At 46.6% G+C, this 24,332-nt stretch carries 25 protein-coding genes; 17 read left to right on the top strand and 8 right to left on the bottom strand.

Translation table 11 applies throughout. The features are described from left to right. The first annotated feature begins 7 nt into the window (after positions 1–7). Entirely contained in the window at positions 8–979 is a 972-nt protein-coding gene (locus J0M30_09910; GenBank protein MBN8667805.1) for an FKBP-type peptidyl-prolyl cis-trans isomerase, read from the top strand. A 22-nt stretch (positions 980–1,001) separates the two neighbouring features. Here J0M30_09910 and folP read toward each other — a convergent pair whose 3' ends face one another. Further along, positions 1,002–1,856 carry a dihydropteroate synthase gene (folP, locus tag J0M30_09905; protein ID MBN8667804.1) on the bottom strand — a complete coding sequence of 285 codons (855 nt, stop codon included), beginning with the start codon at positions 1,854–1,856 and terminating at the stop codon, positions 1,002–1,004. A gap of 48 nt (positions 1,857–1,904) precedes the next feature. Here folP and J0M30_09900 point away from each other — a divergent pair, with 48 nt between their 5' ends. The 4 genes from J0M30_09900 (at position 1,905) to J0M30_09885 (ending at position 5,228) form a co-directional block, all read left to right on the top strand. Continuing rightward, complete coding sequence (locus J0M30_09900) at positions 1,905–2,447, top strand: DUF1599 domain-containing protein (GenBank protein MBN8667803.1); 543 nt, start codon at positions 1,905–1,907, stop codon at positions 2,445–2,447. A gap of 38 nt (positions 2,448–2,485) precedes the next feature. After that, positions 2,486–3,679 (top strand): DoxX family protein, encoded by a 1,194-nt coding sequence (locus tag J0M30_09895; GenBank protein MBN8667802.1) that lies wholly within the window; start codon positions 2,486–2,488, stop codon positions 3,677–3,679. After that, on the top strand, positions 3,676–4,725 hold the full coding sequence (locus J0M30_09890) for an ABC transporter permease (protein MBN8667801.1): 1,050 nt from the start codon (positions 3,676–3,678) through the stop codon (positions 4,723–4,725). The genes J0M30_09895 and J0M30_09890 overlap by 4 nt, the downstream gene beginning before the upstream one ends. A 98-nt stretch (positions 4,726–4,823) precedes the next feature. Beyond that, positions 4,824–5,228, top strand: coding sequence for a CBS domain-containing protein (locus J0M30_09885; GenBank protein MBN8667800.1), 405 nt, complete (start codon positions 4,824–4,826; stop codon positions 5,226–5,228). Between the two features lie 11 nt (positions 5,229–5,239). Here the strand turns inward: J0M30_09885 and J0M30_09880 are convergent, their stop codons facing one another. Both J0M30_09880 and recF read right to left on the bottom strand, forming a co-directional pair. Further along, positions 5,240–5,521: a DUF721 domain-containing protein gene (locus tag J0M30_09880; GenBank protein ID MBN8667799.1), complete on the bottom strand. Its 282-nt coding sequence runs from the start codon at positions 5,519–5,521 to the stop codon at positions 5,240–5,242. 17 nt (positions 5,522–5,538) lie between these two features. Further along, a complete protein-coding gene (recF, locus tag J0M30_09875; protein ID MBN8667798.1) occupies positions 5,539–6,621 on the bottom strand; it encodes a DNA replication and repair protein RecF in 1,083 nt (360 codons plus the stop codon). Between the two features lie 80 nt (positions 6,622–6,701). Between recF and pdhA the strand changes: the two genes are divergently transcribed. From pdhA to J0M30_09855, 4 genes are read left to right on the top strand one after another with little or no spacing between them, the layout of a single operon-like run. Next, positions 6,702–7,697: a pyruvate dehydrogenase (acetyl-transferring) E1 component subunit alpha gene (gene pdhA, locus J0M30_09870; protein ID MBN8667797.1), complete on the top strand. Its 996-nt coding sequence runs from the start codon at positions 6,702–6,704 to the stop codon at positions 7,695–7,697. 36 nt (positions 7,698–7,733) lie between these two features. Beyond that, positions 7,734–8,411: a tetratricopeptide repeat protein gene (locus tag J0M30_09865; protein ID MBN8667796.1), complete on the top strand. Its 678-nt coding sequence runs from the start codon at positions 7,734–7,736 to the stop codon at positions 8,409–8,411. A gap of 11 nt (positions 8,412–8,422) precedes the next feature. Continuing rightward, positions 8,423–8,920 carry a 6,7-dimethyl-8-ribityllumazine synthase gene (locus tag J0M30_09860; GenBank protein MBN8667795.1) on the top strand — a complete coding sequence of 166 codons (498 nt, stop codon included), beginning with the start codon at positions 8,423–8,425 and terminating at the stop codon, positions 8,918–8,920. A gap of 19 nt (positions 8,921–8,939) precedes the next feature. Next, a complete protein-coding gene (locus J0M30_09855) occupies positions 8,940–9,659 on the top strand; it encodes a (Fe-S)-binding protein (GenBank protein ID MBN8667794.1) in 720 nt (239 codons plus the stop codon). 5 nt (positions 9,660–9,664) lie between these two features. Here the strand turns inward: J0M30_09855 and J0M30_09850 are convergent, their stop codons facing one another. Then, positions 9,665–10,222 (bottom strand): fasciclin domain-containing protein, encoded by a 558-nt coding sequence (locus J0M30_09850; GenBank protein ID MBN8667793.1) that lies wholly within the window; start codon positions 10,220–10,222, stop codon positions 9,665–9,667. A 117-nt stretch (positions 10,223–10,339) separates the two neighbouring features. Here J0M30_09850 and J0M30_09845 point away from each other — a divergent pair, with 117 nt between their 5' ends. Together J0M30_09845 and J0M30_09840 are read left to right on the top strand one after the other, a co-directional pair. After that, positions 10,340–10,744 (top strand): EVE domain-containing protein, encoded by a 405-nt coding sequence (locus J0M30_09845; GenBank protein ID MBN8667792.1) that lies wholly within the window; start codon positions 10,340–10,342, stop codon positions 10,742–10,744. A gap of 37 nt (positions 10,745–10,781) precedes the next feature. Continuing rightward, a complete protein-coding gene (locus tag J0M30_09840) occupies positions 10,782–11,474 on the top strand; it encodes an NAD-dependent deacylase (protein MBN8667791.1) in 693 nt (230 codons plus the stop codon). Here J0M30_09840 and J0M30_09835 read toward each other — a convergent pair. Further along, positions 11,471–12,754: a saccharopine dehydrogenase NADP-binding domain-containing protein gene (locus tag J0M30_09835; GenBank protein ID MBN8667790.1), complete on the bottom strand. Its 1,284-nt coding sequence runs from the start codon at positions 12,752–12,754 to the stop codon at positions 11,471–11,473. The genes J0M30_09840 and J0M30_09835 overlap by 4 nt on opposite strands. A 55-nt stretch (positions 12,755–12,809) precedes the next feature. Here J0M30_09835 and J0M30_09830 point away from each other — a divergent pair, with 55 nt between their 5' ends. Then, complete coding sequence (locus J0M30_09830) at positions 12,810–13,388, top strand: PorT family protein (GenBank protein MBN8667789.1); 579 nt, start codon at positions 12,810–12,812, stop codon at positions 13,386–13,388. A 23-nt stretch (positions 13,389–13,411) separates the two neighbouring features. On the opposite strand, the gene J0M30_09825 is transcribed toward J0M30_09830, so the two are convergent. Then, entirely contained in the window at positions 13,412–14,725 is a 1,314-nt protein-coding gene (locus J0M30_09825) for a hypothetical protein (GenBank protein MBN8667788.1), read from the bottom strand. A gap of 219 nt (positions 14,726–14,944) precedes the next feature. On the opposite strand from J0M30_09825, the gene gyrA reads away from it, so the two are divergent. The 4 genes from gyrA to J0M30_09805 all read left to right on the top strand — a co-directional run bounded on the left by gyrA (position 14,945) and on the right by J0M30_09805 (position 20,337). Next, positions 14,945–17,509, top strand: coding sequence for a DNA gyrase subunit A (gene gyrA / locus J0M30_09820; GenBank protein ID MBN8667787.1), 2,565 nt, complete (start codon positions 14,945–14,947; stop codon positions 17,507–17,509). A gap of 51 nt (positions 17,510–17,560) precedes the next feature. Continuing rightward, a complete protein-coding gene (locus tag J0M30_09815; GenBank protein MBN8667786.1) occupies positions 17,561–18,844 on the top strand; it encodes a hypothetical protein in 1,284 nt (427 codons plus the stop codon). 227 nt (positions 18,845–19,071) lie between these two features. Further along, positions 19,072–19,809: a Bax inhibitor-1/YccA family protein gene (locus J0M30_09810; protein ID MBN8667785.1), complete on the top strand. Its 738-nt coding sequence runs from the start codon at positions 19,072–19,074 to the stop codon at positions 19,807–19,809. A gap of 12 nt (positions 19,810–19,821) precedes the next feature. After that, entirely contained in the window at positions 19,822–20,337 is a 516-nt protein-coding gene (locus J0M30_09805) for a hypothetical protein (protein MBN8667784.1), read from the top strand. 14 nt (positions 20,338–20,351) lie between these two features. Here J0M30_09805 and J0M30_09800 read toward each other — a convergent pair whose 3' ends face one another. Further along, positions 20,352–21,626 (bottom strand): NAD(P)/FAD-dependent oxidoreductase, encoded by a 1,275-nt coding sequence (locus J0M30_09800; protein ID MBN8667783.1) that lies wholly within the window; start codon positions 21,624–21,626, stop codon positions 20,352–20,354. Positions 21,627–21,727: 101 nt separating this feature from the next. Continuing rightward, complete coding sequence (gene serA, locus J0M30_09795; GenBank protein ID MBN8667782.1) at positions 21,728–22,969, bottom strand: phosphoglycerate dehydrogenase; 1,242 nt, start codon at positions 22,967–22,969, stop codon at positions 21,728–21,730. 111 nt (positions 22,970–23,080) lie between these two features. Between serA and J0M30_09790 the strand changes: the two genes are divergently transcribed. Continuing rightward, the gene (locus J0M30_09790; protein MBN8667781.1) at positions 23,081–24,316 is read left to right on the top strand and encodes a beta-lactamase family protein; all 1,236 of its coding nucleotides are present in this window, start codon (positions 23,081–23,083) and stop codon (positions 24,314–24,316) included. Positions 24,317–24,332: the final 16 nt, after the last annotated feature.

The following is a 24,332-nucleotide window of genomic DNA, read 5'->3' as shown; positions in this document are numbered from 1 at the left end:
CAAAAACATGCAAAAAAAGCCCCTGCTCTTATTAATTCCTTTCCTGATATTGGCCTTTACAGCCTGCAACCAGGGATCCTTTAAAAAAACCAAAAGCGGACTGGTTTACCAACTGTTTGCCAAAGGTGACCCTAAGGATTCTTTGCTGAAAACCGGGTGGGCCGTTAAGTTTGATTATGTACGCAAATTCAATGATTCTGTATTGTATGACAGCCATGGCAAAATGCCCGGTTTTGCCCGGGTAGAGGTATCGCCCAACACGCAGTACAGCATTCTCGAGCTCCTTCCTTTAATGCGAAAAGGGGATAGCGCTGTGGCGATCGAGATGGTGGATTCACTCATCAAGAGAGGCGCACAGATCAATATGAATGTAAAAAAAGGCGACCGCTTTGTTACCAGCTTCCGGATCATTGAAGTGTATACAGTTGATTCCCTTGCCCAGGCAGAATACACCCGTGAAATGAAAAAGGATATGCCTCGTCGTCTGAAAGAACAGATGACCCAGGTAGCTGAAACACGCAAGAAGAACCTGGAAGAAATGCAAAAATCAGGTGAAATTGCCCGCGGCATCCAAACAGTGGAAGAATATTTGAAAAAGAAGAATATTACCAATGCCAAGAAAACCGAATCTGGTGTGTTTTACACGATCCAGGATCCCGGTACCGGCCCGGCCCTGAATGCCGGCAAATATGCCCGGATCAAATATTCGGGTCGTCTGATGGCCAATGACAGCACCTTTGAATCAAATATCTACCCGCTTCAGGTAGGTGTCGGAGGCGTTATCCATGGCTGGGATGAAGGTTTGGTGGTATTTAACCAGGGTGCCAAAGGCACATTGTTCATACCTGGATTCCTGGCCTATGGCAGCCAGCCTGGGCCTGGTGGAAAGACATTTGAACCCCTTGTTTTTGATATCGAGGTACTCGAAGTATCGGATGAGCCAATTGCCCAACCCGACATCGTGCCCGGAGGCCAATAACCAAAAATCTTCGAAGAATTTATTAAAACCTGCCGGCCATACCGGCAGGTTTTTCTTTTAAATGACTGACCAGCGTGATCGCTTCAACCGCTTCCCGTACATCATGCACACGGAGTATATCTGCTCCGTTTAGTAATCCGGCAGTATGTAGCACGGTGGTGCCATTCAGCGCTTCCTCGGCTGTAATGCCCAGCGTTCGGTATATCGTGGATTTGCGTGATACCCCCAATAGAAGGGGATACCCCAGAGAGTGGAAAACGGGCAAATACCGGATAAGGGAAAAATTCTGCTCGGGCGTTTTCCCAAAACCAAATCCGGGATCAAGTATAATATCATGAATACCCTGTTCCTTTAAGACTTTTATCTTTTGGGTAAAAAAATCAAGCAGGTCAAGGTCAATCTGGGTATACGTTGTTTTTGATTGCATATCCTGGGGCGTTCCGGGCATATGCATCAATACATACGGCACTTTCAGGGAGGCAACCGCCGGAATCATATCCGGATCAATGGCGCCGGCACTGACATCGTTGACAATAGAGGCGCCGGCATTTACCGCCTGCCTTGCCACTTCGCCATAAAATGTATCAATTGATATCAGGAGTTCGGGAAAGGCCTCGTGAACCGCCTGAATGGCAGGGATCACACGCTTCAACTCTTCCTGCACACCAAGTTTATCCGCACCCGGACGGGTACTTTGCCCCCCAATATCTACGATAAAAGCACCCTGTTTTCGGAACCGGTCTGCCGTATCAATCCATTCTTTTTCCTCGTTTTTCCGGCTTCCGGAGTAAAAGGAATCAGGGGTCACATTCAATATCCCCATCACCAACGGGCCTTCCCATTCCACCAGTCTGCCTTTGCAATTCCATGTGAACATTCGCGGGTAGTTTGTTACTTTTGAAGCTAAAGTATAGAATAAAGACCAATGACGGACACCCATCAGCAATACGGAGAGGCCATTCGGCAAAGCAAGGATATTTTTATTAAAAAAACCCGTGACTATGGCACGGCCTGGCGGGTTCTGCGTACCATTTCAATTGTTGATCAGATTTTCATCAAAGCGCAACGGATACGCACCATTCAGGAAAAAAAACAACAAAAGGTAGCCGATGATATCCCTGGCGAATTCCGGGGAATTATCAATTACGCAGTGATCGGTTTGATGCAACTGCAACTGACCGAAAAAGACCCCGAAGAACTGGCCCCTGAACATGTCGAAACCTTGTACAACAAATATGTTTTGCAGGCAGAACAGCTGATGGCCGATAAAAATCATGATTATGGCGAGGCCTGGAGAAGTATGAGCCAGGAAAGTTTCGTCGATCTGATCCTTATGAAACTCCAACGCATCCGGCAAATTTTGACGAATGAAGGGAAAACACTGATCAGTGAGGGGATCGATGCCAATTATTTTGATATCATCAACTATGCGGTATTCGCTTTGATCCTTTATCCCGATAAAGCATAGAATTATTGGCTATTTTCACACCGCATAAATCCAAAGGCGTGAAATACATCATTCAACTTTTACGGGTCATCGTCGGCCTTCTCTTTATTTTTTCGGGACTGGTAAAGGCCATAGATCCCCTGGGGCTGAGTTATAAGATGCAGGAGTTTTTTGACCTGTGGGGATGGGGGAGCCTTAATTCCTATACCCTGGCACTGTCCGTCACCATGATCGCCTTTGAGATCGTTGCCGGTGTAGCCTTACTATTGGGTTGGAAAGCCAAATGGATCGTCTGGTTACTCTTGCTTTTAATCGTCTTCTTTACTTTCCTAACCGGCTATGCCCACTTCTCGGGCAAATTCAAGAATTGTGGTTGCTTTGGAGATTGTATTCCCATTACCTCAAAGACCTCCTTTATCAAGGACCTGGTATTACTGGTTATGATCCTGGTCTTACTGATTGGGAAAAAATTTATCCAGCCTCTTTTCAGCAACCGGGCCACGCATGTCCTTCTGGGCATGTCGGTGATCCTGAGTGCAGGCCTGCAATGGTATGCCTGGGCCTTTTTACCTCCCATTGATTGCCTTCCATTCAAAAAAGGGAACAGCATCCCGGAAAAAATGAAGCCTCCGACAGGGGCATTGACCGATAGTTTTGCCATTCGGTATATCTATGAGAAAAACGGTACGAGGTATGAATTTTCACCAACAGAATTACCGGCCGATTTCAAAACCTACAAGTATATTGACCGTATTGATAAACTGGTTCGAAAAGGAAATGCCGAACCCCCGATCAAAGGCTTTGCCCTCCGGGGTATAACGGGTGCCGATTCCACCGACATCATCCTGAATTATGAACAGGCTATTTTGGTCTTCGTGGAAGAACTTGGCAAAATGCCCGGGAACTGGAAAGAGAAACTACGACCGGTTGTGGAATTAGCAAATACGAAATTCATCCCGGTATGTTTGGTCACTACCTCTATCGAATCGGTAAAGGCAGATCTAAAGGATGTGGGAATGGATGACCTTCCCATTTTTTCCTGCGATTTCACTGCCATTCGCACCGCTGCCCGTTCCTGGCCTACCTATTACCTGCTTAATCGCGGAAGGGTAGAGAATAAATGGAGCCAGCGTACTGTATTTGGACTCCTGTTTACGCTGGGCAACAGGCGGCCGCTAACACCTCCTTATCCTGAAGAACCAATCCAACCTGATACATTGTTCAATTCAACCGACACCCTACAGACACCATGATCCGTCTGATCATTAGACGCCTCTTATATGGGGGCCTGGTACTGGCCGGGGTCGTCATGCTTGTGTTTTTTCTTTTTCAGGGAATTGGTGACCCTTCACGGCTTGTATTGGGACAAAGCGGAGATTCCCTGACCCGCGAAAATATCCGAAAGGAATTGAACCTTGACCAACCTAAGTGGAAGCAATTTCTACTGTACATGAATGATATCTCACCCCTGGCCATTCACGACCGGGAGGAAATAACCAAAAAAGGGCTGAAGGGTATTTTCATTGGGAAAAAAACCACCCTGGCGGTCAAATGGCCGTATCTCCGCCGGTCATATCAGTCAAAGAAGGAGGTGGGGAGTATTCTGCTTCAAGCGCTGCCAGGCACTTTGATGCTGGCCACGGCAGCCCTGTTGATCGCTGTATTACTAGGCATCCCGCTTGGCGTACTTTCCGCTGTAAAGAAGGATACCTGGTTGGACAGTTCAGCAGTTTTCACCAGTATACTGGGTATTTCGGCCCCCTCTTTTTTCATGGGGATACTGATCGCTTATTTGTTTGGATTTGTATGGAGTGATTTTACCGGACTTCACCTGACCGGCAACTGGTTTGAAATGGATGAACTTACGGGGGAGCGAAGACTAACCCTGAAAAATATTATCCTGCCCGCCTTTACCCTTGGCATCCGGCCACTCGCGATCATTACGCAATTGACCCGTAGCTCCATGCTGGATACGCTGCAACAGGACTATATAAGGACCGCCCGGGCCAAAGGTCTTTCTGAAATGCGCGTCATTGGCAAACATGCCTTGCGCAACGCGCTGAATCCGGTGATCACCGCGGTTACCGGATGGTTTGCCGAACTGCTTGCAGGTGCCTTTTTTATTGAATACATATTTGGCTGGCAGGGAATTGGTAAGGTTACCGTCGATGCTTTTGAGAAACTGGATTTCCCAGTCGTCATGGGCTCGGTACTCTTGTCTGCCACTTTTTTCATCCTGGTCAATGTACTGGCAGACATCCTATACGGTTGGGTGGATCCCCGCATTCGAAAAAAATAATAATATGGCGGTATTCAGACAAAGAACTGACCAGTATCATGCTTTCTGTCAGGAATATTGTCCTAACTTGAATAGGGGCAAAAACTTCCCATTCAACTATGGAAAAGATCAGTGTCCTGCTTAATCAAAAATCACCCAATTTTCATACAATCGGTCCAACCGAACCACTCGATGATGCACTTCATCGAATGGCCAATGAAAATACCGATCATCTTATCGTACTGGGAGATAATAATTGTTTTATGGGAATCCTGTCTGATCATGAGATACTGGCCAAAAGCCTCATGAAAAAGATCCCGGTTCAAAACCTGAAAGTGCGGGATGTTTTGGAAACCCGGTTCCCCACAGCCATGATCGGTGATACCGTAGAGAAATGCATCCGGTTGCTACACCAGCATAAGTCACGCTTCCTGGCGGTATTTGATAATTTTGATTTCAGGGGAATACTTTCCGTAGATGATCTCCTGGATGCCTTGCTCAGCCGACGAGTAGAGTTGAGTTGAGAAACCAAGGCTTATTGAATGATGACTTCCTGTATCTTATTTTCTCCAAGGGCTTCGTTTACCCGGGTCTTGATCTTTTCCTTTTGAAAGTTTAGTTCCGTGCGTAAAGGGGCCACATCTGTACGGATCACCAGTTTATCGCCAAAAATGCGAATGCTTTCGGTATAGCGGGCAATGGTTTTCCCCATGATTTCCTCCCACATCTCTTCGATCTGAAGGGATTGGATGGAACCTTTGATCCGGCTTTTGGCCAGAAAGGATTGAATGGCTTCGCCCAGTGAAAATTCGCCCATGGGTCAAAGGTACTGAATCAAAGGTCAAGGAGGGAATAGGGGATACCCGTTTGGTCAAGATGGGCAGCAAGACGTTCGGCATTGGTGTCGGTGATCAGCACCTGGCCTTCATGGTGGAGGCAAACCCGTTCGAGCAGGTTGGCAATCCGGTCCTCATCCAGTTTTTCAAATACGTCATCCAGTAAAAGCAGGGGAGGAAACCCTTTTCGCTGAAGTAGGACCTCCAACTCGGCCAGTTTCAGGGCAAATAGCAAACTCTTACGTTGCCCCTGGGAAGCAATTTGGCGAAAGGCCATTCCGCCAAACTGGATCTCGATATCATCCCGGTGAATACCGGAGGTGGTGCGCTGCAGGGCCAGGTCCTTTTTCCGGGTCAGTTTCAACAGTTCGTCCAAACCAGCCTCCAACATTTCACTGTCATAAATCAGACTTACATCCTCAAATTGCCCGGAAATCTCATTGTACACCTGTTTGACCATAGGAAGGAACAAAACCAGGAAATCCCGTCTTTTTTCAAAAATCGGCCCGGCTTCCTGAATAAGCTGTTTGTCCAGCACCTCCAGCAAGGCCAGGTCCTGTTGCCCCGATTCCGCCATGCGTTTAAGCTGGGAATTGCGCTGTACCAGCACTTTGTTATAAAGAATCAGGTGTTGAAGGTATTCCGGGTCAACCTGACTGAGCAGGGCATCCAGGAACCGCCTTCTGTCCTCACTCCCTCCCGTAATGATCTCCATGTCATCCGGAGCGATGATCACACAGGGATAACGCCCTATATGGGCAGAAAAACGGTCGTAGGCCAACCCATCAATGGAAAACTCCTTTTTCCCGTTTTCCCGCAAAAGACATACAGCTTTCTCCGTCATACCCTTGTAATCTACCTGTCCTTCAAGCCGAAAGCCCGATGTTCCCTGCCGAACACAAGCCCCATCCTGACGGGTAAAATAGCTTTTTGTAAAGCACAGATAATGCAGGGCATCCAGCAGATTGGTCTTACCCACTCCATTCCGCCCACAAATACCCGTGACCCGCTCGGGGAAGGAGAAAGTCCGGTTTGCGTAGTTCTTAAACTGGACCAACGATATGGAATTAATTTTCAACACGATGGGGGTGTAAATTTATGCTGTAAAAATCCTAATTTCCACGCCTGATTCCCTATTTTTGCACCTCAAAATTTTAGCCGGTGGCGACAAAATTTTCCAAAGAGACTTACCTGTACTGGTACGAACTGATGCAACTGATCCGCCAGTTTGAGCTGATGGCGGAAGAAAAGTACAAAATGGAAGGAAAGATCCGTGGGTTTTTTCATGCCTATGTAGGACAGGAGGCCATTGCCGCGGGATGTATGACCGCTACACGTCCGGAAGATCTTTATATCACCGCGTACCGCGATCATGGTCTTGCGATTGCCAAAGGGGTTTCTGTCAACAGTTGTATGGCAGAACTTTATGGCAAGTCAACAGGTAATGCCAAAGGAAAAGGTGGTTCGATGCACTTCTTCGGGAAGGATGTAAACTTTTTTGGAGGTCATGGTATCGTAGGCGCACAGATCGGAACCGGTACGGGATTGGCCTTTGCAGAAAAATACAAAGGCACCGACAATGTGGTGCTCTGTTTCTTTGGTGATGGCGCTGCCCGCCAGGGAATCCTGCATGAATCATTCAACCTGGCCATGCTCTGGAAACTTCCGGTGATCTACATCTGCGAGAATAATAACTATGCCATGGGTACCTCCGTAGAGCGTACTTCCAATGTGATCGATATTTACAAACTGGCCGATGCTTATGAAATGCCTGGTGATGCTGTTGATGGCATGCACCCCGAAGCCGTTCATGAAGCAGTAGCCCGCGCTGTAAAAAGAGCGCGTCAGGGTGATGGCCCCACCTTGCTGGAAATGAAAACATACCGGTACAAAGGCCATTCGATTTCTGATCCTCAGAAATACCGTACCAAAGAAGAAGTGGACGAATACAAAGACAAAGACCCGCTTCAACAGGTTCTTCAAACCATCCTCCAGCAAAAACACGCATCCCAGGAAGAGATCAATGGTATCAATGCCCGGGTGGATGATATCGTGAATGAATCCGTTCGCTTTGCAGAAGAAAGCCCCTGGCCGGATGATGATGAAGTATTGAAAGATATTTATGTGGATAAGAACTATCCGTTTATTGTAGACTAAAAACAATCAACCGTTTTATAAAAAAACCCAACAGATATGTCGAAAGAGAACCAGGTGATCGAAAAAGACCACAATGAGGTAGTGGTGGAAAAGGCCAAAGATTTTTGGTCAAAATACCAACGCCCCATCCTGATCGCCAGTGCCCTGATCATTTTAATTGCCGGTGGCTACATCGGATATAAAAAATTCTACAAAGAACCCTTGCTTGCCAAAGCAGAAGATGCCCTCTTTAAAGCAGAAGAGTATTATCGCAGGGATTCACTTCAGAAAGCCCTGAATGGAGACCTGATCAATCCGGGTTTTGTAAAAGTGATCAGCAAATATGGCAATACACCCGCAGGCAACCTGGCTCGCTTATATGCGGCCGATTGCTATGCCCGTACCGGTGATTTTGCCAAAGCCGAACAATACATCTCGGATTTCCACACAGATCAGAAAATGTTACAGGCAACCGCCTTTAAGCTGCATGCCGATGTACTGTCCGAACAAGGCAAAAATGACAAGGCTATCGATCTGTATAAAAAGGCAGCCGGTCATTTCACAGAAGACAAGGAGAATTCTGCCGTATATCTTTCCATGGCTGCAATGCTCTGTGAAAAAACGGGCAAGACAAAAGAAGCCATTGAACTTTTCAAAGAATTGAAAGAAAAATTCCCCAGGACCGCTGCCGGTAGTGAAGCAGATAAGTATCTGGGTAAACTTGGAGGCCTGTAAAAGCTTCTTCTATGGCGGATATAAGCAATAGTAACTTATTGAATACAGCTGCAGGCATTCTGAAAAAGAATGCCTGTATTGTTTTGGTCAAAACAGAATGGAATGCCGCGATTACCGATGAACTCGAGAATGGCTGTCTTCGCTATTTTAAGAATGAAAAAGTAAAAAGCCTGGAAACCCTGATCGTTCCAGGGGCTATAGAGATCCCCTTTGCCATTAAGAAGCATTGGGACAATGTCAGTGTAAAGCACAAACCAGATGCCTATATCGCCCTGGGTTGTGTGATCCGGGGTGGAACACCCCATTTCGAATATGTGTGCCGGTCGGTCACCGATGGCATCACCCAACTCAACCTACTCCTTCCTGTTCCCACCATTTTTGGGGTACTGACCGTAGATAATGAAGAGCAGGCGCGGGAAAGACTGGGTGGAAAACATGGACATAAAGGCGAAGAAGCGGCAATCACCGCCCTGAAAATGATCGCCTTTTCGCGTAACTTGAACAAATGAACCCGTTCCCCGGAACACCATGAACGTACATCTTTTCATACCTTGTTTTGTTGACCAGCTTTATCCTGAAACCGGCTTTAATATGGTCAAGGTGCTGGAAAAAACAGGCTGTGTGGTCAATTACAATACAAACCAGACATGTTGCGGGCAACCTGCTTTCAATGCGGGTTTTTGGGATGAGGCACGCTCCGTAGGAGCCAAATTTGTAGATGATTTCAAAGAGGCAGAGTACATTGTCGGCCCCAGTGCGAGTTGCGTTGGTTTTGTCAGGAACTACTACACCAAGCTGTTTGATAACTCTTCCCGTCACAATGAAGTAAAGGAACTCACCGGTCGCATCTATGAGTTCTCAGAGTTTTTGGTAAATGTTCTGCAGGTTACCGATCTCGGTGCCACGCTGAAAGGCAAAGCCACTTATCATGACAGTTGCGCCGGGCTACGGGAATGTGGCATAAAAAAAGAACCCCGGAAGTTATTGGAGAAAGTAAAGGGATTGGAGTTGGTTGAAATGAACGATGTGGAAACCTGTTGTGGTTTTGGTGGAACCTTTGCCGTTAAATATGAATCCATTTCCGTGGCCATGGGTGAGCAGAAGGTGGAAAATGCCCTGGCTACCGGAGCACAATACTTGATCTCTACCGATCTGTCCTGCCTGATGCACCTGCAGGGCTATATCCGAAAAAACGGACATGCCCTGCAGACAATGCACCTGGCAGATGTACTCGCCAGTGGATGGTAGTTCAATTATTGGGGAAGGACCACATGGTCGATCACATGGATCACCCCATTCTTTTGATAAACATCTTTGATGGTCACGGTAGCCATCCCACCTTTCTCATCTTTTAATACCACGTTCTTACCTTCCATCATGGCCCAGAGTTTTCCTCCGGCAACAGTGGTCAATTCTGTTTTTCCATTGCCTTCTTTGATGCGACGCACCAGTTCTTTGGCATCGATCTTTCCAGACACAACATGATAGGTTAGTACCTTGGTCAATGTGGCTTTATTCTCTGGTTTCAACAGGGTCTCCACTGTACCCTTCGGCAACAGGTCGAAGGCTGCATTGGTAGGAGCAAATACGGTAAAAGGTCCATCAGATTGGAGAGTCTCCACCAGGCCGGCCGCCTTCACAGCAGCCACCAGCGTGGTATGGTCTTTTGAATTGACCGCATTCTCCACAATGTTTTTCGAAGGATACATGGGGGCGCCGCCTACTTCAACCGTGTTCTCTTTCTGAGCCTGTGTTTGGATGAAAAACAAAGAGGCCAAAAATAGTAAAGCTGATTGTTTGATCCGTTTCATAGTTTGTTTGAGGTTTGGTGAAACAATTTGCAATAGATACGCAGGTGGAGAAAGATTGGATTGCCAGATGAAAAGAAATTTTATTTTCGTAATGAATTTGTAACTAAAGAACCAACTATGTACTGGCTTGTTAAATCAGAACCGTTTAAGTATTCCTGGGATCAGTTTGAAAAAGATAAACAAACGATGTGGGATGGGGTACGTAACTATGCTGCCAGGAATAACCTGAGATCGATGAAGGAAGGGGAGGAGGTATTTTATTATCACAGCAATGAAGGTCTCGAGATCGTGGGCATAGCAAAAGTAGCCAAGGAATCTTATCAGGACCCTACTACGGATGAAGAGGCCTGGGTCGCTGTAGACCTTAAAGCCTATAAAAAACTAAAGAAGCCGGTTTCCCTGGATACCATTAAAAAGGACAAAAGATTGGCCAACATGGCGCTGATCCGATTAGGCCGTTTATCCGTTCAACCCGTCACCGAAGAAGAATACAAGATCATTCTCGAACTCGCAGGAATGTAACATCATAAAGGCTTTGCGGTAAGTTTTACGCCTAAATTTGGATATGAAAAAAATGGTAGTGTTAACAGGTGCGGGAGTTAGTGCGGAAAGTGGTCTGAAAACCTTTCGCGACAGTGATGGCCTGTGGGAAGGATATAGGGTAGAAGACGTGGCCACTTTTCAAGCCTGGCGAAAGGATCCGGAATTGGTGCTTGAATTCTATAACGTGCGAAGAAAAGGAGTACTCGAAGCGAAACCCAATGCCGCGCATACAGGACTGGCCGAACTGGAAAAAGATTTTGACGTAACCATCATTACACAAAACATTGATGACCTTCATGAAAGGGCCGGTTCCACCCGGGTCCTGCACCTTCATGGGGAGATTTTGAAAATGCGTAGCGAATCCAATGCAAAACTGATCTACCCCATCACAGGAGATATAAGGCTTGGAGATACAGCGGAAGATGGAGCGCAACTCAGGCCGCATATTGTTTGGTTTGGCGAATCGGTCCCGATGATGGATGCCGCGGTTCCGCTGGTACGTGAAGCGGATATTTTTGTGGTAGTAGGCACATCCCTCGTGGTATATCCGGCAGCTGGACTGGTAGATTTTGCGCAACCTGCCATTCCAAAATTCATCATTGATAAAAGGATTCCCTACACGTCCCGCCAACAAAACCTGATAACCATTGAAAAGCCGGCAACAGAAGGAGTTTCAGATCTGATAAAAATTTTAAAGTCCGGAGGCTAATAGCTAATAGTTTCTTGCTTTTCCTCAAAACAAATTCCTTCCTTTTCCAACTCTTTAAGTACGGGTAAATAAATAGCGGATTCGGTAGGTATCTTTAGCCCTTTTGAACGGATAGTTCCATTTAAAATGAATTTGGCCGCGATTCCCAATGGGAGTCCAACCGTTTTTGCCATGGCTGTACGCAGATGGTCCCTGCCTTTAACCACCAGGTGGCTGGTCAACTGGTAGGGCTGATTATTTATTTCATATTCCAGTTCGTGTATCATGACGATCATATCCTTATCAGAAGGGGACAGGATCAGTTTTTGTTCGGTCAGTTCCTGAAGGATGGTGGCGGAATCACGCACAGGAGGTTCGATCTTCCGGTCATCAAAGAGGCCCAGAAATGAGTAGGCTTCAAAATGATTCTCCTTTTGCACCTTGCTTAATCCGGATGACCAGTCTTTATATGTAGTGCCAGGTTCTACTTTATCCACCACACTGGTCAACCCGGCCGCTACAATTCCCTGCCAGGCTTCACAAAAGGATTTATAGCGCAGGGTGGTGCGAATAAAGGTATGCGCCTCTTCCAGGTGATAAAGTGGAATATAGGCGAGGGAGTCGCGGTTGGGATACCAGGCAAGGGCAGGAAGACCCGGTACAGAGATAGCTGGGCAGGATTCAAAAACCTGTGTATAGGGTTTTCGTGTCTCCTGATTATTTTCTTTATAAACTGCACCCGCTGATCCCGCCAGGATGATGTTGCGCGGGTTCCAACTGATCTTATAATGCCAGGGGTTATCATCGCTTTCCGGTGCAACCAGCCCGCCGCAATGAGATAGGAAACGATTGACCTTACCACCCTTGGCATGAATTCCATCAATGATCTTCATCGCGCTCATGTGGTCGATACCCGGATCCAAACCCATTTCACATAAAAAAAGCAATCCTTTTTGTTCAATGACATTAGCTAATTTTTGGATCGATTCGTCGACATACGATGCCGTAAGTAAGTGTTTCCCCATTTCCACACAACTCAAGGCGGCTAATTGGTGTAAAGTGGGAGGGAGCAGGGATATAACAATATCTGATGCAGCAATAAACTTATTTCGTTCTTCTGGCTGCTGAATATCGATTGCAACTGCCTTTCCATGGGGAGAGCTCCCCAATTTGTTTTTAGCAGCCTCCAGGTTCATATCTGCCAGGGTAAGGAACCAGTTTTCCCGACTTGCATTTTCTAAAAGATAATCAATTAAGACCGTAGCTGACTTTCCGGCACCCAACAACAATATCTGATGCATGTAATAAATTTATTCTGGTCCAAAGATTGTACTAATTTTATAAAAATCTTGGTATATGAAAAGAATTCTGATCCTCGGACTCTTATTCGCCGGAGTAAGTGCTTCTTCCCAATCCCTGCATTTTGGATTAAAAGGCGGAGCTAATATCACCAATTTCACCGGAGGCGATTTCGGAACCATAAAGAACAAAGCCATCGTGGCCTTTCATGGCGGTGCTTATCTCAATATTCAATTTGCCGGATTGTCGGTACAACCCGAAGTTTTGATCTCTTCCCAAGGGTCCAAATTAGAAGATGCAGGAAATACAGAAACCTGGAAAGCTACATATATCGCTGTCCCTGTTATGCTGAAATTTAAACCATCAGGAAATTTCTACCTGGAAGCAGGCCCTCAGGTCTCCTTTAAGATCAGTGAAGATATAGGCAACCAGACTTTCAATGAATTTGCCAAAGATCTGGATCTCTCCATTGGTGCCGGTTTAGGCATTCAGGGAAAATCCGGATTTGGATTGGGAGCACGCTACATGGCGGGTTTGTCGAAAGTGGGAGACTTTACGAGCAGTTCCATCGATCCAGATTTTAAGAACGGAGTATTGCAGATCTCGTTGATGATCGGGCTTGGTGGCGGGAAATAGTTTTCCTTACCCTATGGCCATTGTCATTCATTCTTTGCCCATTCCTCACTCCATTCACCCGAGACGACCTGTTTTATCTTATAGGTCACCTTGATTCCCCGGTTATTATCGGGAATCTTGATGGTCATTGAACCATTAGGGGCTACCGACCGGAAAGTGATCGTCTCGGTGGTTAAAGGTAATTCACTGGGCTTGAGATAAGATAATTCGACCAGCACCTGGTCCAACACAAAGGAGGATTTGTTGGAGACTGTTAATTGCAGATCCTTGATCCCGCCAAAAGCGGCCCTTTTATATTCATTGGCATTGACAGACACAAGCCGGGATAACTCCTCGGAGGAACGAGGGATTCCATCTTTTTCATTCCTTGTCTTTTTCTCCCGGGTATCTGCCTCCAAAGAGCTTACTGGTTTCTGCTCCGTGATAGATTGATCTTCTTTGTCCTGTCCCGGCTCGATAAGTGGGGTAGTGGCCGGATTATTTTTACCCCCTGGTTTTTTGCCTGGATTGTTCACAGTTGGTTCCTGTAAGTCCTCACGAAGGCTTTCACCCTGGTTAGCGGTTTCCAGATTCACCGCAGGAAATAAACCGGGTGTCTGTGTCTCTGTTTCATTTTGCACCGGGTTCACCTGGGTATTGGCCCCAAAGGCCTCCGGTTGGGGGGGCTTATTGGTCAGCGTCAGGTAAACCAGTGTTCCAAGCACTCCCACAAAAAACGCGGCCAATGCATACCGGCCGGCATTATTGAATCGCTTGCGACGACTGAATCTCTCTTTCCGGTCATGCAAGGTCTTTACATACATTTCCTTGATCTCGTCCAGCGACCGCTCCATTTTCGTCTCCATTTGAACCACTTCAACTTCGGGTTCTTCCGTCTTTTCCAGGGATATCAGGGGAGTATCTTCAATTTTTACGACAGGCTGTTCTTTCTCCTTTGGTGTCACCATTTCAGTGGCTTTTTCCACGGGTTTAATAACCGTAACGCGGGTATTATCCTTTTTGGGCATCACCACCACAATGGTAGAATAGGCAGGTTTCTTTTCGGGTTGGGGTTCTTCTGATTTGCTGGAGTTGGCATCCTGCTTTTCCACGACAGGTTCCTTTTTTTCCTGCTGGGATTGCGAGGCGATGGGGCGTTTGAAGAACCGGTCATAAGGCTGCTCCTCTACTACGGGGGCGTAGGGCTTCAGTTCAGCGATCTCACTGGGATATCGCCAGGCTGCACTTTTCCCATCAACCCATATCAGGTCGTAGGGCTTTAGTCCAAGGGAAATGATCTCGTCCAGCGAATAAGGCCCTATCTCCCTATTGCTGCGAAGCATGCGGTAAGTTGACATAACCCGTCCAGAGTTTGGTACTGCGATAAAACTACGAAAAAAACATACCCGATAATGTAAAAGCCTTGTTATATCGGGTGTCTGGCCAGGGTTTGCCAGACCAACACAGGTGGATAAATTAGGCCTAAAAAACACCGGATTCCGGGTCGGTATTAGGGCCAATTCCGGTACATTTGCAGACCGCAAAAAAGCCGAAAAAAAAGCCCTTAATAAGAACGTATGGACGAAAGCTTAGTGCCACAGGAAACCAATGATCAGGACCGGATCATTCCGGTCAATATTGAGGAACAGATGAAGACGGCCTATATCGATTATTCGATGTCGGTCATAGTCGGACGCGCCCTGCCGGATGTCCGGGATGGGTTCAAACCCGTCCATCGCCGGATCCTCTTTGCCATGAATGAATTGGGGATCAATTTTAACCGCCCTTTTAAGAAATCAGCCCGTATCGTCGGGGAAGTGTTGGGTAAATACCATCCTCACGGGGACACTGCCGTTTACGACGCCATGGTGCGTATGGCCCAGGATTGGAATATGCGGTACCCGCTGATCGACAAACAGGGAAACTTTGGTACCCAGGATGGAGATGGCCCTGCAGCCATGCGTTATACCGAAGCCAGGCTGAAAAGACTTGCTGAAAGCCTGCTGGATGACATTGAGAAGGATACAGTTGACTTCCAGTTCAACTTTGATGATACCGAAAAGGAACCAACCGTCCTTCCTTCCCGGATACCCCAGTTATTGATCAATGGCTCCAGCGGTATCGCCGTAGGTATGGCCACCAATATGATGCCCCATAACCTGAGCGAAGTGATCGATGGATGTATCGCCTATATTGATGACCGGGAGATCACCGTGGAAGGTTTGATGCAACATGTCAAAGGTCCTGATTTTCCCACCGGGGGTATCATCTATGGAATGGAAGGGGTGAAGGCCGCCATGCATTTTGGGCGGGGCCGGGTCGTACTCCGCGGAAAACTCCATGTCGATACCAAGCCTTCGGGACGTGAGCAGGTGATTATTACCGAAGTGCCCTACCAGGTAAGCCGCGACACCCTTACCGAAAGAATCGGTGCCCTGGTCAATGAAAAGGTGATCGACGGTATAGCCCACGTAAACAACGAATCCAACGAAAAAGAAGGCACCCGGATCGTGATCGACCTGAAAAGGGACGCGATCGCCAATGTCATCATCAACCAACTCTACAAACATACCGAGCTCCAAACCAGCTATGGTATCAATAATGTCGCCCTTGTAAAAGGAAGACCACGGACACTTAATGTCCGGGATCTTATCTCCGAATTCATTGAATTCCGTCATGAGGTAGTGGTTCGCCGAACCAAATACGAACTGGCAGAAGCGGAGAAAAAAGCCCACCTGCTCCTGGGTTACCTCATCGCATTGGATCACCTCGATGAAGTGATCGCGATGATCCGGGCCTCCTCTACGCCGGATATCGCCAAAGAAAACCTGGTCAATGCAGGCTGGGGATTGGATGAAATCCAGGCAAAAGCCATTCTCGAACTTCGTCTCCAACGCCTCACCGGCATGGAGCGTGATAAGATCCGGGAAGAATATGATGAATTGATGAAGCTGATCGCTTACCTGAAAGACCTGTTGTCCGATGAAGCAAAAAGGTTTGAGATCATCAAAGCCGAACTGATCGAGATCAAAGATAAATTTGGGGATGAACGCAAGACCGAGATCACCTACCTCGATGATGAAGTAAAAATAAAGGACCTGATCAAAGAAGAGGATGTAGTGATCACCATTTCCCACCTCGGTTATATCAAACGCACCCCTGCCGAAGAATACCGGGCCCAGCGTCGCGGAGGAAGAGGATCAATTGGAGGTAAAACGAGGGAAGAAGATTTTATCGAACACCTCTTTGTCTGCTCTACCCACCATACCCTGCTGATCTTTACAGAGAAAGGACGTTGTTATTGGTTGAATGTGTATGAGATTCCGGAAGGGGAGAAGACCAGTAAAGGACGCGCCATACAGAACCTGGTGCAGATACCCCCGGATGATAAGGTACGTGCGGTAATTGATGTAAAAGACCTGAAAGATGAAACCTTTGTAAAAGGCCATGATATTGTGCTTTGCACCCGGAAAGGGATCATCAAGAAAACGGAACTGGAAGACTTTAGCCGTCCGCGCCAGACCGGTGTCAATGCCATCACCATTATAGAAGGCGATGAATTGCTGGATGCGAAACTTACCGATGGCCAGTGCGAGATCATGATGGCCGTGAAGAGCGGCAGGGCGATTCGATTCCCCGAAGAAAAAGTTCGACCCACCGGACGTGGTGCCATTGGTGTTGCAGGGATTGATGTGGATGAAGCCGATGATGCGGTTATCGGAATGCTATGTGTAAATCCTGTAACGGAAGCATCTAAGACTGTATTGGTGGTGAGCGAACAAGGGTACGGAAAAAGGACAGCCGTGGATGAATACCGGATTACCAATCGGGGAGGAAAAGGCGTGAAAACGATCAACGTAACCGAAAAAACTGGTAAATTGGTCGGGATACTTGGCGTCAACGATTCGGATGACCTGATGATCACTTGCCGTAGCGGAGTGACCATCCGGATGAAAGTAGCTGACATCAGTGAACAGGGAAGGGCCACCCAGGGTGTTAAATTGATCCGTCTGGATAATGGCGATGAGATCGCCGCCATCACCCGGATCGACGAACAACCCGGAGAAGAAAATGGGACTGCCGGCACCGAGAATCTGACACCTGACGCAACCCCTGGAAACGAAAATCCATCTGCTGAGTGATCAAATTAGGTAAAAAAGGCTTAACCAATCTTTTATTATAAACATTCGAAAATGCAAAAATTCACGTTAACGGCCCTGCTTGCTTTCTTCGCCGTAATGGTATTCGGTCAGAAGATCGATGATATCAAGGAAGCTATCGGAAAACAGGACTGGACCAAGGCCAAGGATATGGTAGATAAATACATGGCCAATGAGAAAAGCATGAAAAAGAACGAAGGGATCTGGTATTACAAATCCGTCGTTTACAATGAAGTGTCCAAAGATGCCGCCCTCGCCGGGCTCCTCAACGGGGCAGACGGAAAATGGGAGGCATTTGAAGCATACAAAAAACACCTGGAAATCGATCCCAAGAATATCCTGGGAACCCTGGAACAGAATGTCCGCTTATTTGATATCTATAACGGGTATTTCAGTCTGGCCGTAAATGATTTTAATAACAAAACCTTTGAAGGAGCCCTGGTAAACTTTAAGAAAGCCTGGGAAGTAGAAAAATACATCCAGTCAAAAGGGTTTGTTTATAATAACGGTCAATCCGATTTTTCTTTCCCGGCCTTTGATACGTCCATGGTACAAAACATTGCATCCGCCGCCTACAACGCCAAGAAGGTGGATGAAGCGGTTGGATACTATAGCCAGATCGCGGATGCTAAAATTGGAGGCCCCGACTATATGAATATCTACCAGTTCCTGGTTGAGCATTATATGGAAAAAGGGGATAAGGCCAATACCGAAAAATATCTTTCACTGGGGCAGCAATTGTACCCCGAAAATTATTATTGGATCCAGGTTCAGGTGGATGAAGCAGGGGAGACCGATATGCCTAAACGCTTCGCCAAATATGAAGAAGTGTCCAAGAAGTATCCCGGCAATTATTTCCTGCTGTACAACTACGCCGTGGAACTTTTTAACTTTGCGTACACGTCAGATACCAAACCCGCCGATTACAAACAGATTCAGACAAAGATCGAAGAGACCCTGAATGCAGCCCTGGCCGCCAAGCAACAAACCGATGGTCATGAAGCCAATGTACTAATGGCCCGCCACCTGTACAACCTGACCTTTGATATGCAGGAAGAGCAACGCCTGATCAAAGGCCAGACTCCGGCTGATCAAAAGAAACGCAACGACCTCCGCGATAAGATCAACCAGAAGTTTGATGTGCTGCTGCCTTATGCACTGGCCAGCTACGATTATTACGAACACAAGTCCGATATCAAAGCCAGTGAGAAAGGAAGTTGGAAACTGATCGCTGAGATCGTTTCCGCCTGCTACGACGCGAAAAAGATGCCCGAAAAGGCTGATGAGTACCGCGATAAAATGAAAAAGATCCTCTAAACGATAGGGGTGCCACATAATTCAAAAGCCGGGTAATCACCCGGCTTTTTTATTCCCCAGACAGGAGCCTGAAATGACTCAGACAGGGATTGGGTAGTAATATGAAGGATTTTTCTACTTAACATAATATAAATTATAAGAAATTTATGACTGGGTGGCCTGTGGCTGGCAGGAGCTTTCAGACAACCCGTAAATCAACTATCTTTATATCAAATAAATCATTACAGATGGATTATCAATCGCCTAATCATTCGCAGCAGACTCAAATAGTTCTCCCCCAGGTGGGCGAACAAGCTACCGTTAAAAATTTCATGGCGAATGTGTTCACGTTCATGTTTATCGCGCTCGGGATATCTGCCCTGGTCGCCTATATGTTTGCCAATAACCAGGAATGGATCGTCGCACTGGCCAGTAACAAGATCCTTTTCTACGCCGTCATGTTTGCGCCACTGGGTTTTGTATTACTGATGTCGTTTGGATATTCCCGGCTTTCCGCACCGCTTATGGTGACCTTGTTCCTCGTGTATGCGGCCATCAATGGAATCACTTTTGGATTTATTCTTCTTGTATATAGCATCGGATCGGTGGTTGCCTGCTTTTTATCCGCCTCCGCTATGTTCGGCGTTATGGCCTTTATGGGATATACCACCAAAAAAGACCTGACCTCCTTTGGCCGGATCATGTTTATGGGACTGATCGGTATCATTATCGCCTCTGTGATCAATATCTTCCTGGGCAGCAGTACCATGGATTATATTATCAGTTTTATCGGTGTCATGGTCTTTACCGGACTGACCGCTTACGATGTACAAAAACTGAAACGTATTGGTGAAGGCATTGAAATGGAAGGAACCCCAGCCGTTGAAGTGCGCAAACGTTCCATCATGGGTGCATTGACCCTCTATCTTGACTTCATTAACCTGTTCCTCATGTTGCTGCGTCTTTTTGGTGGAAGACGGGATTGATATAATTATTATATGGATATCCGCGAAGCGCTTCTCGCTGAACACTCCAAGGCCCAGTGTAACCGGATCGTAAAATGGATCGGAAGTGACCAGAAGCGTTTTGACCAGTTATTTACCTTGTTTACAGGAAAGGAATACCGTGTCATTCAACGGGCTGCCTGGCCGGTAAGCTATGCTGTAGAGGCACATCCCACTCTTATACATAAACATTGGGGTAAACTGATCAAATTCATGCAGGATCCGTTGGTGCATGTTGCAGTGAAAAGAAACAGCCTGCGCCTGATGCAAGACCTTGATATCCCAGCAAAATACCATGGGGAGATCATGAATCTCTGCTTTGATTATATCATGCGTATCAACGAGGCCGCCGCTGTAAAAGCCTTTGCGCTCACAGTATTGGATAACCTCTCCAAAACCTACCCCGAGATCAAACAGGAACTCGCCACCATCATTGAAACACAATGGGACGCTGAAACACCGGCGTTCAGGTCGAGAGGAAGAAAAATATTGAAGAAAATTGGTCATTAGGTAATAGCTGACAGCTATTGGCTAACCTTCTTATCTCGATAAAACTCCCGAAATAACAAACGCAAATTCTGGTCGTAAGTAATATAATTATACAGCCAGTTGAGAAAAACAAACAGGCGGTTCTTCACACCTAAGATCAACATCAGATGCAGGCCCATCCACACCATCCAGGCTGGAAACCCACCAAAATGCCATTTGGGTTTTGAAAGGTCAACCACTGCCAGGTTCCTTCCCACTGTTGCCATGGATCCTTTGTCTACATATTCAAACTCTTTTTTATCGCTTCTTCCTTTCAAGGCACGCAACAAATTCCCCGCAATAAGGTCCGCCATCTGAATCGCACCTTGTGCTACCTGGGGATGTCCATTGGGATAAAGCGGGGTCTCCATATAGGCCAGGTCTCCAACTGCATATATTCCATCATGACCTACCACCTCACAATAACGGTTTACACGAATACGGTTTCCTCTGACCAATTCATTTTCCCCGATACCGCCTGGTACATTTCCCTTGATGCCTGCCGCCCAGATTACTAACCCGGAAGGAATTGTTCCTCCTTCCTGCAGGAAAACATCTTTCCCATCATAATCTTTAACCAATGTACCGGTTAACAAGTTAACACCCAGCTTTTCAAGATATTCTTTGGATTGCCTGGAGGAGGCTTCAGACATGGTTCCGAGCGTCTTTCCCGAACCCTCAAGCAGGTAGATATTCATCTTGGTAAAATCCAATTCGGGATAATCCTTGGGTAATACGTAGCGTTTCATTTCAGCCAGGGCACCCGAAAGTTCAACACCGGTTGGCCCCCCGCCTACAACTACAATATTCATCAGCCGTTGCAATTCTTCGGGATCGGTTACCCGCAGGGCATCCTCAAAATTCTGTATCAGCCGGTGCCGTATCTGTAAAGCCTCCACTGTTGACTTCATCGGAAAGGCCTTTTCCCCTAATCCACTATTACCAAAGAAATTTGTATCCGCGCCTGTTGCCAATACCAACACATCATAACTGATCTCTTCCTTGTCGGTCACCAATACCTTGCCTGCTGACCTTATTTCCAGAATATCCGCCAATCGGAATTTGACATTCCGGCTATTGTGAAATGCCTTGCGCAAGGGAAAGGAAATATTGCTCGCATCCAATCCGGCTGTCGCCACCTGATAAAATAAGGGCTGAAACTGGTGATAATTGAATCGGTCTACCAGCAAAACCTCTACTCCCGGTTTATTGTTCAACTTCCGAGCCAATCGCAAACCACCAAATCCACCCCCTGCAATCACTACTTTCATGTCATTTGGTTTTATGACACAAATTTATGAAATTTTCAATAATTATTGAAATTAAAATTATAGTAGATATAACCTATCGAAATTAGGTATTCGTTATCAGTCTAATAGAGCATTCTCACTTTGATCGTTTCTTTTACCTCACGTAGTAAAGTAAGGGCCCGGCCGGAGATATTCTTATCGACATCCAGCACCACATACCCGATGCTGTCATTGGTCTTCAGGTATTGGCCAACAATGTTGATATTGTGTTTGGATAATTGGGTGTTGATGGCCGAGAGTACACCCGGTACATTGCGGTGAATATGGAGGATCCTGTGCGCGCCTTCCTGTGGGGGAAGGGCCAGAGCAGGAACGGTATGGGAGCCAAAGGTGATTCCTTTCTCCAGGTAATTGTGCAATTTGGCGCTTACATCTTCTCCGATATTTTGTTGCGCTTCTTCGGTAGAGCCACCAATATGCGGGGTCAGGATGACATTGGGCAGATCTTGCAAAGGTGTTTGAAAACGATCGCCATTTTTTTCGGGTTCCCAGGGGAAAACATCCACCGCCGCGCCGCCAATATGTCCATCAAGTATGCCTTTGCGCAAAGCCTCGAGGTCAACTACCGTTCCTCTTGCATAGTTGATCAGGATCGCACCCTTTTTGAAATGCTTTAATAAATTCTTATTGATGATATTTTGTGTCTGGCTGTTCTCCGGTACATGAAGCGTTATCACATCCGATTTACTGACGAGTTCCTTTAATGATTTTGCATCCGTGGCATTTCCCAATGGAAGTTTGGTCTCTACATCATAAAACAACACTTTCATGCCAATGGATTCAGCCAATACACTGACCTGGCTTCCGATGTTTCCGTACCCGATAATTCCCAGTGTTTTTCCCCTGAGTTCAAAACTCCCTTTGGCATCTTTCATCCAGATGCCTTCATGAGCGGCTTTGTTCTTATCGGGTATACGCCGGATCAACATGATCGCCAGCCCGATGACCAATTCTGCAACCGATCGTGTATTGGAATAGGGGGCGTTAAAAACAACTACCCCTTTTTCAGTCGCTTTACGCAAATCAACCTGGTTAACCCCAATACAAAAACAGCCAATGGCTTGTAATTTATTGGCCGCTTCCAATACCCTGGCAGTGATTTGAGTCTTGGATCGAATACCCAGAATATGAACATCCCTGATCTCTTTGATCAGCTCTTCTTCGGTCAGGGCCTTGCTGATTTTTTCAACCCCGTCATAACCATGAACTTTGAAATTCTTTACCGCTGTATCGCTGATATTCTCCAGGAATAAAATGCGGATCTTGTCTTTGGGATAACTTGTTTTTCCCTGTGAAGTACTCATAATGCATGCAAAGATGCGGAAATTACGATTGAAAAAACGTATTACTAACATTCGTTTTACAGGGCTTTAGCATTATATTTGTTGGAAGTCCAACTGTAAAATCATTTTCTTTTGAAAAACAATCTGATTATAGCCGCCCTCCTGGGCATAATATGGGCAGGATGCACGGTCTCCGGAAGGGACAAGCATCCTGATACACTCTCCCCCACCCTGGCCTATACCGATCCCGCCTCCACCGCCAACTACGCAAAATATCATGACCTGGTTGCGGATTTTATGAAAGCCAACCTGCTTCAACGCGGCTTTAATGGAGCCATCCTCGTGGCCAAGGATTCAACAGTGGTTTATGAAACCTATCATGGCCGGATTGACCTGCGTAAAAAAGACAGCATTCACGAGCATACTGCTTTTCATATTGCCTCCACGTCAAAGACCATGACTGGTATGGCCATGCTTCAATTGGTAGAACAAGGCCTGGTAAAACTGGATCAACCGCTGGAAGAATTCTTCCCGGGTTTTCCTTACCCCGGCGTAACGGTTCGGTTGTTATTGACGCATCGAAGCGGCATACCCAACTACCTGTATTTTTTGGAGAAAGGAAAATGGAACAAACAAATCCGGATCAGTAACCAGGGCGTACTGGATGCACTGTATAGCATGAAACCGGGTAAGGAATCAAGACCGAATTCAAGGTTCAGCTATTGCAATACGAATTATGTCCTGCTTGCCCTGATCATTGAAAAGGTCACTGGTCAACCATATCCGGTCTATATGAAGGAAAAGATCTTCACGCCGCTGGGTATGACCGATACATATGTGTATACCCCCGACATGGAAACAACGGTCACCCCAAGTTTCCAATATAATGGCGCCTTGTGGAGACTTGATTTTGCCGATGACACTTACGGAGATAAAAATATTTACAGCACCCCATCCGATCTTTTAAAATGGAGCCTCGCCGTACATGGCAAGGAGGTTGTCAACGATTCCATGCTTCAATTGGCGCTTACACCCCATAGCCTGGAAAGACCTTCGATGCATAATTATGGTTTGGGCTGGAGAATGATCACCCTTCCCAATAAGAAGACCGTTTATTACCACAATGGCCGTTGGCATGGGAATAACAGTGCCTTTGCTTATTTGCCGGAAGAAAAAGTAACGATCATCATTGTAGGCAATAAATACAACAGCAATATTTACCGCACAGCGCGTAAGGCCTATGACATCTTTGGTCAATACCTGCAAGACAACGAGGAGGATGCAGGGGAAGAATCGCTGATGGTTCAGGCCGAGGAAAAACCGGGTGATATGGGCTCTCCGGCACCCCTGGTAGCCAAAAAGGATTAATGTTCCCTTCACCCGG

The sequence above is a fragment of the Chitinophagales bacterium genome, from assembly GCA_017303415.1.
Taxonomy (GTDB): Bacteria; Bacteroidota; Bacteroidia; order Chitinophagales; family Chitinophagaceae; genus SpSt-398.
Note: the sequence above shows the minus strand (reverse complement) of the source record. Positions and strands in the feature narration are given on the sequence as shown.